A 13922-nucleotide genomic window follows, 5' to 3' on the forward strand; every position below is an offset into this window, starting at 1 on the left:
ATTACCTGCCTTTACTTAGTAGTGACTCCACATATTCCCGAGCCCTTTTATCTGTTTCTTGTATCGTCTCCAGATCAGGGTTACTGACATTTGACAATCGCTGCATTGCACGTTCGATCATATCTTCTATCTCCAAGAAATTAATATGACCATTTAAGAATAGTTCAACCGCTTTTTCATTCGCTGCATTTAGAACAGTTGGCATTAACCCACCTGCAATTCCTGCTTCAAATGCAAGTTTCAAGCACTTGAAACGGTCGTAATCCATTCTCTGAAAATGCAATTTTCCAACTTCCCATAAGTTTAACCTTTTCCCGTTTACTAATTCAAGTCTGTCGGGATAAGTAAGTGCATATTGAATAGGCACTCTCATATCAGGTTGTCCCAGATGAGCGATAATGCTTGTATCAACAAACTCTACCATAGAGTGTATGATACTTTCCTTATGTAAAATGACGTCTATTTTAGAATAATCAAAGGAAAATAACCAGTGAGCCTCAATGACTTCCAAGCCTTTATTCATCATCGTCGCGGAATCAATGGTAATCTTAGCCCCCATAGACCAGTTTGGATGGTTCAATGCTTCTTGAACGGTTACATGTTTTAATTCTTCACGTGTTTTGTCTCTGAAACTTCCACCAGAAGCTGTTAATATCAGCTTCTCTACACGGTTTGTGTCTTCCCCGTTCAAACATTGATAGATAGCAGAATGTTCAGAGTCTACGGGTAGTACCGTTACGTTATGTTCTTTCGCTTTTTCCATAACAAGATGTCCTGCTGTAACAAGTGTTTCTTTATTTGCTAAAGCAATGGTTTTCTTCGCTTCAATTGCTTTTAATGTAGGCAAAAGCCCCACACTGCCGATCACAGCGTTTACTACAACCGTTGAGCTGGTCGAGACAGCTGCCTCAATAAGCCCATCCATTCCGGAAACAATTTTTGTTGATGTATCTACTTTTGTCCGAAGCGTTTTAGCATCTTCTTCGTTTTGAACAGCACAAATTTCCGGCTTGAATTTTAGTATGATTTCTTCTGCAGCCTGAATGTTCTTGCCAACAGACATCGTACTTAGTTTAAATTGATCAGGGTGGGATGCAATTACGTCCAATGTTTGAACGCCAATCGAACCTGTCGCACCTAGTAAACTGACTAATTTCATCCTATACCTCCTAGCTTTAACCTAACAAATGAAGGACATGCAGCAACGGGAACACAAATAATGCACTATCGAGCCTATCAAGTATTCCACCATGGCCTGGAAGTAAAGTACCGGAGTCTTTTACATCATAGATTCTTTTGAATGCTGATTCAGCTAAGTCCCCAATCTGACCAAAAACACCGACTAATATAGAAACAATTAAAATATTTACTAAAGGCATTTCAACAAAATTAACTGTGTAACTGATTATTGCTACTAAAATACTAAAGAAAATGCCGCCTACAGCACCTTCTATCGTTTTATTTGGTGAGATGACTGGCCAAAGTTTGCGTTTCCCCATCGATTTGCCAACAAAATATGCTCCCGAATCGGTTGCCCAGATCATGAAAAGAATAAAGAATAATAGCTGTACACCATTTTCTAATATTCTCGTTTCTAGAAGATAATAAAAACCAAAACCTACATATATGGAACTAAATAATACAAAAGAGATATGGTTGTAATCCGTTTTATTCTTCTGTACGACAGTTACAACTAATAATAGAAGAACCGCAAGTATAATTGCATCTGTTTTACTAAAGGGATCAAGGCCTTTCATCCATTGTTCTGGCAATGCAATCAAGATGGCCAAAATCATACCGATTCCCCCGATGAATGTAAACTCCATTCCTTTCATCCGTAATAATTCATACATGCCGATTCCTGTGAGCAAAAGAATTAATAGTGAGAACGGCCAGCTTCCGTAAAGGGTAATCCCTATAAATAAAACCGCTGCGATTACACCTGTAATAATCCGTTGTTTCATAAGTCCTCCTTAATTATACACCGCCGTACCTTCTGCCTCGCTGGGCGAATTGTGATACAGCTTCTCTTAGATGCTCCTCAGAAAAATCAGGCCAAAACACTTCCGTGAACCAAAATTCAGAATAAGCAAGCTGCCATAGCATAAAGTTACTCAGTCTAACTTCACCACTCGTCCGAATTAACAGATCGGGATCACTAAGCCCTTGTGTCATCAAATAACTTTCAATTAAAGATTCATCGATCTGCGAAGGGTCTAGATTCCCCTTTTTAATTTCAGAAGCAATGGTTTTGACCGCACCTGTAATTTCATCCCTGCTGCCGTAATTCAGAGCAAAGTTTAAAATTAAACCAGTATTGTTTTCAGTTTTTTTAATTGCTTCATCAACCGCCTTGATTGTATGCATAGGCAAAAGTTCTTTTTTACCCATTATTCGCACTTGTACGTTCTCTTTAATCAAATCCGGAAGAAAAGTATTTAAAAACTCTCCTGGAAGCTTCATTAAGAAGTCTACTTCATCACGTGGCCGCTTCCAGTTCTCTGTTGAAAAGGCATAAAGAGTAAGCACATTAATTCCAATCTTGTTCGCTTCTTTAACAATCTTTCTAACAGTTTTCATACCTTCATGATGCCCTGCTATACGAGGCAGCGCTCTTTTTCTGGCCCATCGGCCGTTGCCGTCCATTATAATCGCCACATGAGAGGGAATATTACCTTCTAAAAGGGTATTATTTTCAGGGTTTTTCCTTTTAAAGAAAAGCTTGTCAAGCATGTATAAGCCTCCATCTTTCCAGACTTCATAAGAAATATCTGATGAACAGAAAAAACACGTACAGTTATTTCATTATGACTTACCACCCAAGCCTAGTTGTCTCATTCGCATTACAAGGTGATATTGTCTATTAAAAAAGCCCCCTTTATAGAGGGCTTTTTATATTTAATTGTACATGGAAAAGCTTTATACTTCCATGATTTCTTTTTCTTTATTCGAACTTACAGAATCAACTTCAGCCGTATATTTATCAGTAAGTTTTTGAACGTCATCGTTGTAACGGCGAAGTTCATCTTCTGTGATCTCAGCTTCTTTTTCAAGCTTCTTTAAATCATCATTTGCATCACGACGGATGTTACGAAGAGCTACTTTTGCTTCTTCTGCAAACTTTTTAACTAGTTTAACAAGTTCTTTTCTGCGTTCTTCAGTAAGAGCCGGAATCGCAATACGGATAACTTGACCATCGTTTGAAGGAGTTAGACCAAGGTCAGACTTCAGAATCGCTTTCTCAATATCAGCCATAGCTGATTTATCATAAGGCTGGATAACCAAAAGACGCGCTTCAGGCGTTGTTACTCCTGCGAGCTGATTGATTGGAGTTGGTGTGCCGTAATACTCAACCTGCACTCTATCTAAAAGAGAAGGGTTTGCTCTTCCCGCACGAAGCGTACTATATTCTCTTCTTAACGCTCCGATTGCTTTTTGCATTTTTTCTTCTGCTTGAGTTAAAACTTCTTTTGCCATTAGTTTTTCCCCCTTATAACAGTTCCAATTTTTTCACCAGCTACTGCCCGTTTGATGTTTCCTTCTTCCATAATTGAGAAAACAACTAACGGAATATCATTGTCCATACATAAAGATGAAGCGGTAGTATCCATAACTGCCAGACCATCCTTTAAAAGGTCGAGATAAGATAATGTTGTATATTTAACCGCATTCTCGTCTAGTTTAGGATCTGCTGAATAAACGCCGTCAACATTATTTTTAGCCATTAAGATTACTTCTGCTTCGATTTCTGCTGCTCTTAATGCAGCTGTAGTATCTGTAGAGAAATACGGATTACCCGTTCCTGCTGCAAATATCACAACACGCTTTTTTTCAAGGTGACGAATGGCTTTTCTTCTGATATAAGGTTCTGCAACCTGACGCATTTCTATAGATGTTTGTACTCTTGTTTGAACCCCGATGTTTTCAAGACTGTCTTGAAGAGCTAATGAATTCATAACAGTAGCAAGCATACCCATGTAGTCCGCTGAGGCACGGTCCATACCCATCTCACTACCTGTTTTACCGCGCCATAGGTTTCCACCGCCTACTACAACTGCAACTTCTACGTCTAATTCAACAATTTCTTTCACTTGCTCAGCTATAGATTGAACAATTTTCGGATCGATTCCGGAAGTCTGTTCACCTGCTAAAGCTTCTCCACTTAATTTCAAGACGACTCGTTTATATTTTGAAGTAGTCATTTGTCCCTCCATCACCAAAAAAAATGTATTTACCTGGTCTTTAATTAACGCTGTTTTCGTAATCTTTGTTGCTCTTGAGTTTGGTTGATTTCCGTTTCAGGATGCTCGCTTTCCGCGGGGCGTGCGGTGAGCCGACTTGGCGCTTTGCACCTACAGTGTCTCACCTGTCCCGCTGCTCCCGCAGGAGTCTCGCACCTTACCCTACAATCAACCTGTCAATGACGAGAAGTAACAAAATGACCCAAAAGCAACAATGTTTTAGATAAGAGCCTTAAAGAATCCAAAGTTATATCTGTAAAAAAAGAGGAACACAACGTGCTCCCCCTCTTATTTCTGTGCTTACTTTTTCACTTGAGACATAACTTCTTCAGCGAAGTTGTCTTCACGCTTTTCAAGACCTTCTCCAACTTCAAAACGAATGAAGGCTTTAACAGTAGCACCTTTGGAAGCTACATATTTACCTACTTTTTGGTCTGGATCTTTAATGAAAGATTGGTCGTTCAAGCAAATATCTTCGAAGTATTTGCCAAGACGCCCTTCTACCATTTTCGCTACGATGTTTTCAGGCTTTCCTTCGTTAAGTGCTTGTTCAGTTAACACTTTACGCTCACGAGCAACTTCTTCTTCACTTACTTCGTCACGAGAGATATATTTAGGGTTTACAGCAGCAACGTGCATGGAAACATCCTTAGCAACTTCTTCTTCAGTTGTTCCTTCAACAACTGAAAGAACACCAATTCTCCCACCCATGTGAAGGTATGCTCCGAAAGCAGCGTTCTCGTCTTTTTGCAAGATTTCGAAACGGCGAAGAGTAAGTTTTTCTCCAATTTTTGCGATTGCAGCGTTGATGTAGTCATTAACTGTAGTACCGTTGAAGTCAGAAGCTAATGCATCTTCTACAGAAGCTGGCTCAGTAGCAAGCAGGTGGTTACCTAGCTCAGCGATCAAGTTCTTGAAGTTTTCGTTTTTCGCAACGAAATCTGTTTCAGAGTTCACTTCAAGGATGATTGCTTTGTTTCCGTCAACGATTACAGAAGTTAGACCTTCAGCAGCGATACGGTCAGCTTTTTTAGCAGCCTTAGCGATACCTTTTTCACGAAGGTAATCGATTGCCGCCTCCATATTTCCATCTGTTTCAGTTAATGCTTTCTTACAATCCATCATACCTGCGCCAGTTTTCTCACGCAATTCTTTAACCATTTGTGCTGTAATTGCCATGTGTTTTGCCTCCTTATGTGATATGTAGAGTTTTTACATAAAAAAGGTGATAAAGGGTCATCCCCTCTACCACCCTTGAGCATTCCATTTAATTAATTAAGCAGTAGTTTCTTCTTCAGCAGCTTCTGCTACTTCTTCTCCGCCTTGGTTAGCTTCGATGATCGCATCTGCCATCTTACCAGTTAGAAGTTTAACTGCACGGATTGCATCATCGTTACCAGGGATAACGTGATCAACTTCATCCGGGTCACAGTTTGTATCAACGATAGCAATGATCGGAATGTTTAATTTACGAGCTTCAGCAATCGCAATGCGCTCTTTACGAGGATCAACTACGAACAATGCATCTGGAAGCTTGTTCATGTCTTTAATTCCGCCTAGGAACTTTTCAAGACGCTCCATTTCCTTTTTAAGAAGGATTACTTCTTTCTTAGGAAGAACTTCGAAAGTACCGTCTTCTTGCATTTTTTCAAGATCTTTCAAGCGGTTGATACGCTTGCGGATCGTACCGAAGTTTGTTAATGTTCCACCTAACCAGCGTTGGTTGATGTAGTACATGTCTGAACGTTCAGCTTCTTCTTTTACAGAATCTTGAGCTTGTTTCTTTGTTCCAACGAAAAGGATCTTTCCGCCGTCAGCTGCGATGTTACGCATAACATTGTAGCATTCTTCAACTTTCTTTACCGTCTTTTGAAGATCGATAATGTAGATACCGTTTCTTTCTGTGAAAATGTAACGAGACATCTTCGGATTCCAACGGCGAGTCTGATGACCAAAGTGTACACCAGCTTCTAACAATTGTTTCATTGAAATTACTGCCATAATGGCACCTCCTAGGTTTTTTTCCTCCGTTTGTTTCACCTTTAAGCAATAACTGTCTAAGCAGCACCACATTGCTCAAATCCACAAACGTGTGTGATTAACACCGAGAAATAATATAACATATTTCGCGCAATTTCTGCAAGTCCTTTTGAGCGTTATGCATAAAATTTTAACAGCAATTCAATTTCGCCTTTTCCTCGGTCAAGCTTCTTTGCGATTTCTTCAGCATTATACCCTTCTCGTGCTAATAATAACACTTTATTTCTCTCAGGATGGTTATCGTGTTGAAATTGCGCTGATGAATCTGTTTTGACTTGTTCCGATTGTACTTCAGATGAAGTTGATACATTGGTTGAACGAGCTTCTTTGCTATATTGCAAAATTATTTCTTGCAAGCGCGCATTCTCTTCTTTCATCTCTTGCGCGAACAGCTCAAGAAGCTCTGCAAGATCTTCCGTCGAATCTAACTGATTGGTCTTACCCTGCTGATCAAGTTTTTTCCATAGAATAAATATCAAATAAAAACAAATGACATTTGATAGTAAACTTAGTAAGATCATACTGTCCACAGCGTTCCCCTATCCTGAATAATCAATTTTCTTTCCTTTATAAGGATGCTTTGCATCTTTTATGGTTTTTTCATCCTGAATATTTGTATGTATATAACTCTTATCCGTTTGTTGTTTTCGGGTAACACTTTTTGTTTCAATCAGATGTTGTTTACGAATTTCTTCTGTTTTATGTTCTTGCTGCAATACTCCTCTATTCGATATTTCAATGGAAGACTTAGCAGCATCCATTGTTCTTGGGATCGCCACTTGCAGTTCGATTAATTTTAAACTCAGGAAATTCACATCCCTTTTTAGAGTGAATGAATAATGATTTCTTTTTCTTCCATTGAAACTCTTGCAGAAGAATAAGGAGATTGGACTTTTCGTTTATATTTTCCAATGCCGATCTCAACATTTGGGTGAAGTGTACCTTTTATCGTAACTGCAGTCCTCAATTGATTTCGGTCCCTCATTTTTTCTTTTTCCTTATAAAGTACAGTCAATTGAGAGGTAGATTGGTTAATTGTATTGACAATTTTCATAATTGTTAATTGTTCCATCTTCCTTTGTTCCATCACAGCCTTTAGTTGCTGAAGTTTCTCAAGATTCTGCTGCAGTTCTATGATCTTTTGTTCATCTTCAAAACTTACTTTTTGATCGTTATCTTTTCCCTTTATATATATCAACGTTTTTGAGTACGTTTCATTGCCAATTTCATAAGCAGCAATCTCATTTCCGGCGATACATGTGCCACCTGCTATATTTCCATTGCTGCTTAAGCAAGTAATATTCTGTCCAGCTTCACAATAACTATGGAGGATGGTTTGTACAACTTCAATATTTTCGCCAGCAAAAACTTTTCCTTGATTGATGTATAATGAAGTGAAATTTCCGTCACAGCGAATCGAACCCTTACCTTGTCCAAGAACACCTCCACCAATAATAACATTGCCTTGTGAAATGATCTCCGCAGCTTCTACAACACCTTCTATTCGTACATCACCTTTTGCTTGAATCTTAAAACCTGAAGGAACATCACCTGTTATATGTACATTACCGACAAAATCGATATGTCCCGTTTTTAACGATACGTCCCCTTGAACTTTAAAGACAGGATAAATATTTACACAGTTCTTTTTATAAGTAACTTCACCGCTTGTTGTAGCATATACGCATAAATCATCTTTATCAAATACTGTATTTTGACCATTTTGAATAGAAATATCTTTGCCTTTTTGGGCTGGTATGGTATCACCAAAAACTGTTATACCTGGTATGCCGTCAGTTGCTAGTGTTTTTCTCGCTACAAGCTCACCAGCAGTAGCTGTAGGAATTATGAACAAACGTTTGAGATCGATTTTTTCATGATCCTCTGTATGAGAATGCCTCTCTGATAAACAAGAAGGAATTAATTGAGCCGCCTCGCCAATCGTCGGCAGCTTGCCAATTGCTATTTCGGCCGGAAAAAGGAAGGTGTCCAAATTTTCAACAACTTCTTTTAATACCTCGTGTCGTATACCATGTCTAATACCTTTAGACTCAATCCAAGCTGTTAAAGATAGAAGGCTTCTCTGTTCTGAAGGTATTTCTATATCTTCTTTTTTAAACAGCAAAGCACGCATATCACTTTCTTCCACCTTAATACTGAACCATTGATCCATAAACTCTACCCCTTACATATAACGTTGTAGAACCTGCCGAATTCTAAATAATGCTTTGGAGTGTATCTGAGATATTCTTGATGTGGATAAACCAAGCACTTGTCCAATTTCAGTCAATGTTAATTCTTCAAAATAAAACAAACTGACAACAAGCTGTTCTTTTTCTGATAATTCTTTGATCACAAGTGCCAGTTCACCATGAAGCTCTTCTTGCAGCAAACTATTTTCAGGAGTGATTGCCTTTTTATCTTCAATCGTATAACTGACTTTTTCACGGCTTTCAGTTTCCTTATTCTCCTCATCAATGGATAGTACATTCGCCAGAAAGCTTTCGGACATCACGGTTGTCACTTCATTTTCTGAGTACCCTAATTCTTCTGCGACTTCTTTTGCACTTACAGATCGTAAATTTTCTTGTTCAAGCTTTTCAATGGCTGCTTCTACTTTTTTTGTTTTTTCTCTCAGGCTCCGTGGCAGCCAATCTTCTCTTCGCAGCCCGTCCAAAATAGCTCCGCGAATTCGGAATGAAGCATAAGTATCAAACTTTAGATCTCGTTCTGGTTCAAATTTTTTTAGTGCATCATACAAGCCCAACATCCCGAGTGATCGGAGTTCATCTTTATTGACGCTTTTAGGCAGTCCAACAGATATACGTTGTACATGGTAATTAACAAGAGGCAAATAAGCACGAAGCAGTTCATCACCAGCTTCTCGATCACGACTCGTGTTCCATTTATCCCAGCAAGTTTGTTCTTCTACTAAAGATGGCTCCGTCATGGTAATCCTCCTCGTTTATTTATCGATTCTGTTTTTAAATTACTTTTATTCCCGCATTCACCGTTTTAATGGTTAATGAAGAGTTATAAGGGTCAAATTCAATCGTTCTTCCGCTAGAACCTCCAACGTCGCTTGACACGAGAGGTATACCAAGAGACAATAGCTGTTTTTTTACAGATTCAACATTCCTGGGTCCGATTCGCATCATTTCATTTCCGGAAGTAAACTGAAACATTTGAGCTCCACCTGCAATCTTTGCTTTTAATGCTTTCAAGTCTGCACCCTTCTTGACAAGGATTTTATACAGAGTTTGTATTGCAGTATCCGCATATTTACCTTCGTTCAATGTAGGTGCCTTTGACAGTGATGAATCTGGCAGCATAACATGAGCTAACCCAGCAATTTTTTTTGTCTGGTCGTATATAATTACTCCCACACATGAACCAAGACCTGTTGTTCGTATTGTGTCAGGAGGGGATACAGTATTAATGTCAGCTATCCCCACTTTTATGATTTCACTCATCCAATGGAACTCCTAGTGCATGAAAAATTTTTGCGTATGAATCCGGATCTGGCAGCAAGAAAAAGTGTCCTTTAACATTGTCATGCTTTTCAATATCTGTAAAAGCTGTATCAATAACGATGGCATAATCACTTACAGTCGATATTTCGAATAATCCGAAGCTTAGAATAGCCCCAGCCATGTCAATACTTGTTGCAGGAACAGAAGGCTGCAAGTTTAGACCGGTGAAATTAGAGAACGAAGTAAGATAGGATCCAGAGAGAATATTTCCGACTTCCTGCAATGCAGAAAGAGAGATTGCTGAATCGTTCTCATTGATCAGTTGTACAGCCTGTCCTCCAAGCAGGTCTTCCAATAAACGCTCAGCTTGTTCGATCGGAAGCATAAAGAACATACACCCAGGGGCATCCCCTAGAATTCTCAGAAAAACAGAGGCTACAACATTCTCTGCTCCCCCGATCATCTCAGAAATTTCTTCAAAAGAGATGATATTTACAGAAGGTACACTCATATCCACTGCTTTGTTTAACATCGTAGATAAGGCAGTTGCAGCATGTCCCGCTCCGATGTTTCCGATCTCACGTAAAATATCCAGATGGATCGGCTGTATCTTTTTAAAATCCATCGTTTAAATGGTCTCCTTGGCATGCTGTACGTCAAGCTTTTCTGGATTTAAAACTTTAACAAGATCTAAAAGAATCAAAAGCCTCTTCTGAATCTTTGCAACTCCTTGGATATATTCAGCGTCAATACCTCCAACAACTTCAGGCGGTGGTTCAATCGCATCCTTATCTAGATCCATTACGTCATTTGCTGCATCAACGATTAAACCAGCCTCTATTGCTCCTACAGAGACAATGATAATTCGAGTGGTGTCTGTATAATCGTTCGATTCTATTTCAAATCTTGAGCGGAGATCTATAATCGGAGTTACGACACCTCGCAGATTGATAACTCCTTTTACAAAATTCACTGTTCGGGGAATTCTAGTTATATGCTGCATTCTCTCTATTGATTTTACGTGCTGAACAGGTAGGGCATATTCTTCATCTTTTAATTGAAATATGATTACTTTTTCTTCGTTCGTCATCCCGATTAACCACCTTTTATTTAATTAGAGCATTACAATCCAAAATTAAAGCTACTTGTCCATCTCCTAAGATCGTTGCACCAGAGATCGCAAATACAGAAGTTAAGTATTGGCCGAGTGATTTCAGAACAATTTCTTGCTGCCCGATAAATGAATCTACAGCTAAAGCGGCCATCTTGTCTCCTTTTCTTACGACTACTACAGGTACATGCTGATTTGATTCTGCTGTCACTGGTACTTCGAAAATTTCTTTCAAATTAACCAGCGGGACTACTCTTCCACGAAAATCAATTACTTTTTGATTATGGGCTGATAAGATGTCTTCTTTTTTAATAATGGCCGTTTCAATAATCGACGATAAAGGAATTGCATATTTTTCATTCTGTATTTCAACGAGCATGACAGACATGATTGATAATGTTAAAGGAAGCTGGATGGAGAAGATCGTCCCAAAACCAGCAGTGGAATCTACATAGATCGATCCTCCTAGAGACTCGATCTTGTTTTTCACTACGTCTAGACCTACACCTCGTCCTGAGATATCAGAGATCACTTCGGCAGTAGAGAAACCGGAAGCGAATAACAATTCAAAACACTGTTTATCGGTCAAATTTTCAGACATTTCTTTTGAGATGATCCCATTTTCAAGTGCCTTTTTAACGACTCTCTGTTTATTGATTCCAGAACCGTCATCTTCAATATCAATAAATACGTGATTTCCGCTGTGATAGGCTCTTAAATAGATCGTTCCAGTCTCATTTTTTCCGGCACTTGCCCTTGCCGAAGGTGCTTCAATACCATGGTCTATTGAATTTCTAAGCAAATGTACAAGAGGATCTCCAATCTCATCGATGACTGTCCGATCTAGTTCGGTTTCTGCGCCAACGATCTCCAAGTTCACTTTTTTCCCTAAATCTTTTGCAAGCCCTCTAACCATTCGCGGGAAACGGTTAAATACTTGTTCAACAGGTACCATACGCATGGTTAAGATAATATTTTGCAGATCACCAGAAACACGGGACATGCGCTCAACCGTTTCATTTAGTTCTGAGCTTCTTATGGATTTCGAAATCTCTTCAAGACGTCCACGGTCTATAACTAACTCTTCAAATAGATTCATAAGCTGATCGAGTCTTTCAATATTAACTCGAATGGTTTTTCCTGAAGATGAAGTGGTAGAAGCTTTCTGTGAATCATCCTTTTCGGTTCCATTGCTTTCTGTTTGTTCAGAATTCAGATTCGTTTCGTCTTGTGTAGAAGCATCTATTCTATCAGCATCAATCTCTGAAACATCTACAACGTCTACTTCAGATACTTTTAAAATACGTTCTTTTACATCATTTGCCGATTCTTTTGTAAGGATAGATAACTTGAAATTTGTTTCAAAATGCTCTGACTCGAGCATTTCAACAGATGGCATTGTTTTAATAATTTCTCCGATCTGCTCTACTACTTCAAAGACCATATATACCCTGGCAGCTTTTAAGATACAATCTTCACGCAAAGAGATTGATAATTCAAAAGCTTGAAAACCTTGCTCTTTTGATTGAAGAATGATCTGTCTTTCATATTGATCATAGATTTGTATATTCTCTGAATGACTTTTCGCTTGACCCTTAGAGAAATTTGAGGTGTCACCCTTTTCCAGGGCCTCTAATTCCTTTACAGTACTGGAGACATCGCGCTTTCCAGTTCCTCCTTCTGAAATCTCTACTACCATTGCTTCTAAGTGATCTAGAGATCCGAAGAGAACGTCAAGCACTTGGGGTGTTACCACAATCTTCTTATTTCGAATTGCATCAAGTACATTTTCCATACAATGTGTTAGGCTCGCTAAATCTTCATAACCCATTGTTGCTGACATTCCTTTTAATGTATGAGCAGAACGAAATATTTCATTTACGATCGACAGTTCCTCTGGTGATTTCTCAAGCAGCAGCACTTGTTCATTAATAGCTTGTAAATGTTCTTTGCTTTCATCAATGAATATGTCAAGATATTGTGTCATTTCCATCGTAAAACTCCTCCTAATTTACAAATAGTTCTGAATCGTTCCCGCAATAGATTCTAGATGTACGACTTCATCTACTTTTTTTGTAAGAACTGCCGCCTTTGGCATCCCATAAACGATGCATGATTCCTCAGCTTCTGTGATTACGATGGTTTCTGCAGATTCTTTTAGGTCTATGATGCCAAGAGTTCCATCTGAACCCATCCCGGTCATAATCACGGCAATCTTTTGATAGTTTTTAAGTTTTGCAGCTGAGCTAAAAAGTACATTTACTGCCGGTCTATGACCTCCGATTGGACGTTCTTTATCTAATGTAATAATGGGTCGTCCCATTTTTTCATTAAGGCGCAGATGGTAACCTCCAGGGGCTATGTATACCGTTCCGTTTTCGAGAGGTTCCTTATGCTCAGCTTCCTTGACTCGAACTCTGGATAGGGAATCTAGCCTGTTAGCTAAAGATTTGGTAAATCCTGCTGGCATATGCTGAACTACAACGACCGGAACATGAAGATCTGCCGGAAGCTTTGTAATTACTTCTTGTAAAGCACGGGGACCGCCCGTAGAAGTTCCTATCAAAACGAGTTTTGATAGATTATTGCTTCGTATGGGTTCTAGTTTCACTTTCAGATCTTGCTTCTCACAGCTACCTTTCAAAGATGTAATTTTTGCTTTTGAAGATGCGATCACTTTTTCAATCAATAACTTTTTCACTTTATGCAGATCAAGAGAAATAGCACCAGATGGTTTAGCAATAACGTCGATCGCTCCTGCCTCCATTGCAAGAATAGTGTTTTCAGCACCTGCCTTTGTTGTACTTGAAAGCATAATGATCGGAACCGGATAGCTGTTCATGATCCCTCGTACTGCTTCAATTCCGTTTAAAACAGGCATCTCAACATCCATTGTTACAACATCAGGCTTTAATCTGATCGTCTTTTCTATGGCTTCTTGCCCATTTCTTGCAGTATCCAAAACGGTAATCCTCGGGTCTTCACTCAAAAAATCTTTAATCAGTTTCCTCATGAAGGCAGAATCATCTACAATAAGGACTGAAATTGGTTTCATAA

16 protein-coding genes are annotated in these 13922 nt (G+C 39.0%); all 16 read right to left on the bottom strand.

The annotated features are described in order from the left end of the window. Position 1: 1 nt before the first annotated feature. On the bottom strand, positions 2-1159 hold the full coding sequence (gene dxr, locus IEV52_RS11375) for a 1-deoxy-D-xylulose-5-phosphate reductoisomerase (RefSeq protein WP_188402661.1): 1158 nt from the start codon (positions 1157-1159) through the stop codon (positions 2-4). A 16-nt stretch (positions 1160-1175) separates the two neighbouring features. Further along, complete coding sequence (locus IEV52_RS11380; RefSeq protein WP_188402662.1) at positions 1176-1964, bottom strand: phosphatidate cytidylyltransferase; 789 nt, start codon at positions 1962-1964, stop codon at positions 1176-1178. Positions 1965-1977: 13 nt separating this feature from the next. Continuing rightward, positions 1978-2733: an undecaprenyl pyrophosphate synthase gene (uppS, locus tag IEV52_RS11385; RefSeq protein WP_188402663.1), complete on the bottom strand. Its 756-nt coding sequence runs from the start codon at positions 2731-2733 to the stop codon at positions 1978-1980. A gap of 186 nt (positions 2734-2919) precedes the next feature. Then, positions 2920-3477, bottom strand: coding sequence for a ribosome recycling factor (gene frr, locus IEV52_RS11390; protein ID WP_188402664.1), 558 nt, complete (start codon positions 3475-3477; stop codon positions 2920-2922). Continuing rightward, complete coding sequence (gene pyrH / locus IEV52_RS11395; RefSeq protein ID WP_066240860.1) at positions 3477-4202, bottom strand: UMP kinase; 726 nt, start codon at positions 4200-4202, stop codon at positions 3477-3479. The genes frr and pyrH overlap by 1 nt, the downstream gene beginning before the upstream one ends. Before the next feature lie 339 nt (positions 4203-4541). Beyond that, complete coding sequence (gene tsf / locus IEV52_RS11400; protein ID WP_188402665.1) at positions 4542-5420, bottom strand: translation elongation factor Ts; 879 nt, start codon at positions 5418-5420, stop codon at positions 4542-4544. A 96-nt stretch (positions 5421-5516) separates the two neighbouring features. Beyond that, complete coding sequence (gene rpsB, locus IEV52_RS11405; protein ID WP_144700734.1) at positions 5517-6242, bottom strand: 30S ribosomal protein S2; 726 nt, start codon at positions 6240-6242, stop codon at positions 5517-5519. 155 nt (positions 6243-6397) lie between these two features. Then, positions 6398-6802 (bottom strand): DUF6115 domain-containing protein, encoded by a 405-nt coding sequence (locus IEV52_RS11410; RefSeq protein WP_373869431.1) that lies wholly within the window; start codon positions 6800-6802, stop codon positions 6398-6400. An 18-nt stretch (positions 6803-6820) separates the two neighbouring features. Beyond that, entirely contained in the window at positions 6821-7096 is a 276-nt protein-coding gene (locus IEV52_RS11415) for a hypothetical protein (RefSeq protein ID WP_188402667.1), read from the bottom strand. 8 nt (positions 7097-7104) lie between these two features. Then, on the bottom strand, positions 7105-8454 hold the full coding sequence (locus IEV52_RS11420; RefSeq protein ID WP_188402668.1) for a flagellar assembly protein A: 1350 nt from the start codon (positions 8452-8454) through the stop codon (positions 7105-7107). 12 nt (positions 8455-8466) lie between these two features. Then, on the bottom strand, positions 8467-9231 hold the full coding sequence (locus IEV52_RS11425) for a FliA/WhiG family RNA polymerase sigma factor (protein WP_188402669.1): 765 nt from the start codon (positions 9229-9231) through the stop codon (positions 8467-8469). Positions 9232-9265: 34 nt separating this feature from the next. Beyond that, entirely contained in the window at positions 9266-9754 is a 489-nt protein-coding gene (locus IEV52_RS11430) for a chemotaxis protein CheD (RefSeq protein WP_188402670.1), read from the bottom strand. Continuing rightward, the gene (locus IEV52_RS11435; RefSeq protein WP_188402671.1) at positions 9747-10379 is read right to left on the bottom strand and encodes a chemotaxis protein CheC; all 633 of its coding nucleotides are present in this window, start codon (positions 10377-10379) and stop codon (positions 9747-9749) included. The genes IEV52_RS11430 and IEV52_RS11435 overlap by 8 nt, the downstream gene beginning before the upstream one ends. 3 nt (positions 10380-10382) lie before the next feature. Next, positions 10383-10844: a chemotaxis protein CheW gene (locus tag IEV52_RS11440; protein WP_188402672.1), complete on the bottom strand. Its 462-nt coding sequence runs from the start codon at positions 10842-10844 to the stop codon at positions 10383-10385. A gap of 16 nt (positions 10845-10860) precedes the next feature. Then, on the bottom strand, positions 10861-12858 hold the full coding sequence (locus IEV52_RS11445) for a chemotaxis protein CheA (RefSeq protein WP_188402673.1): 1998 nt from the start codon (positions 12856-12858) through the stop codon (positions 10861-10863). A gap of 18 nt (positions 12859-12876) precedes the next feature. Beyond that, on the bottom strand, positions 12877-13920 hold the full coding sequence (locus tag IEV52_RS11450) for a protein-glutamate methylesterase/protein-glutamine glutaminase (RefSeq protein ID WP_188402674.1): 1044 nt from the start codon (positions 13918-13920) through the stop codon (positions 12877-12879). Between the last annotated feature and the right edge of the window lie 2 nt (positions 13921-13922).

It is taken from the genome of Fictibacillus barbaricus (assembly GCF_014635025.1).
Classification (GTDB): domain Bacteria; phylum Bacillota; class Bacilli; order Bacillales; family Fictibacillaceae; genus Fictibacillus; species Fictibacillus barbaricus.

Bases quoted from the DNA above. Each gene is read 5' to 3' on its own strand.
- dxr (WP_188402661.1), bottom strand. From the start codon at position 1,159: ATGAAATTAGTCAGTTTACTAGGTGCGACAGGTTCGATTGGCGTTCAA.
- IEV52_RS11380 (WP_188402662.1), bottom strand. From the start codon at position 1,964: ATGAAACAACGGATTATTACAGGTGTAATCGCAGCGGTTTTATTTATA.
- uppS (WP_188402663.1), bottom strand. From the start codon at position 2,733: ATGCTTGACAAGCTTTTCTTTAAAAGGAAAAACCCTGAAAATAATACC.
- frr (WP_188402664.1), bottom strand. From the start codon at position 3,477: ATGGCAAAAGAAGTTTTAACTCAAGCAGAAGAAAAAATGCAAAAAGCA.
- pyrH (WP_066240860.1), bottom strand. From the start codon at position 4,202: ATGACTACTTCAAAATATAAACGAGTCGTCTTGAAATTAAGTGGAGAA.
- tsf (WP_188402665.1), bottom strand. From the start codon at position 5,420: ATGGCAATTACAGCACAAATGGTTAAAGAATTGCGTGAGAAAACTGGC.
- rpsB (WP_144700734.1), bottom strand. From the start codon at position 6,242: ATGGCAGTAATTTCAATGAAACAATTGTTAGAAGCTGGTGTACACTTT.
- IEV52_RS11410 (WP_373869431.1), bottom strand. From the start codon at position 6,802: ATGATCTTACTAAGTTTACTATCAAATGTCATTTGTTTTTATTTGATA.
- IEV52_RS11420 (WP_188402668.1), bottom strand. From the start codon at position 8,454: ATGGATCAATGGTTCAGTATTAAGGTGGAAGAAAGTGATATGCGTGCT.
- IEV52_RS11425 (WP_188402669.1), bottom strand. From the start codon at position 9,231: ATGACGGAGCCATCTTTAGTAGAAGAACAAACTTGCTGGGATAAATGG.
- IEV52_RS11430 (WP_188402670.1), bottom strand. From the start codon at position 9,754: ATGAGTGAAATCATAAAAGTGGGGATAGCTGACATTAATACTGTATCC.
- IEV52_RS11435 (WP_188402671.1), bottom strand. From the start codon at position 10,379: ATGGATTTTAAAAAGATACAGCCGATCCATCTGGATATTTTACGTGAG.
- IEV52_RS11440 (WP_188402672.1), bottom strand. From the start codon at position 10,844: ATGACGAACGAAGAAAAAGTAATCATATTTCAATTAAAAGATGAAGAA.
- IEV52_RS11445 (WP_188402673.1), bottom strand. From the start codon at position 12,858: ATGGAAATGACACAATATCTTGACATATTCATTGATGAAAGCAAAGAA.
- IEV52_RS11450 (WP_188402674.1), bottom strand. From the start codon at position 13,920: ATGAAACCAATTTCAGTCCTTATTGTAGATGATTCTGCCTTCATGAGG.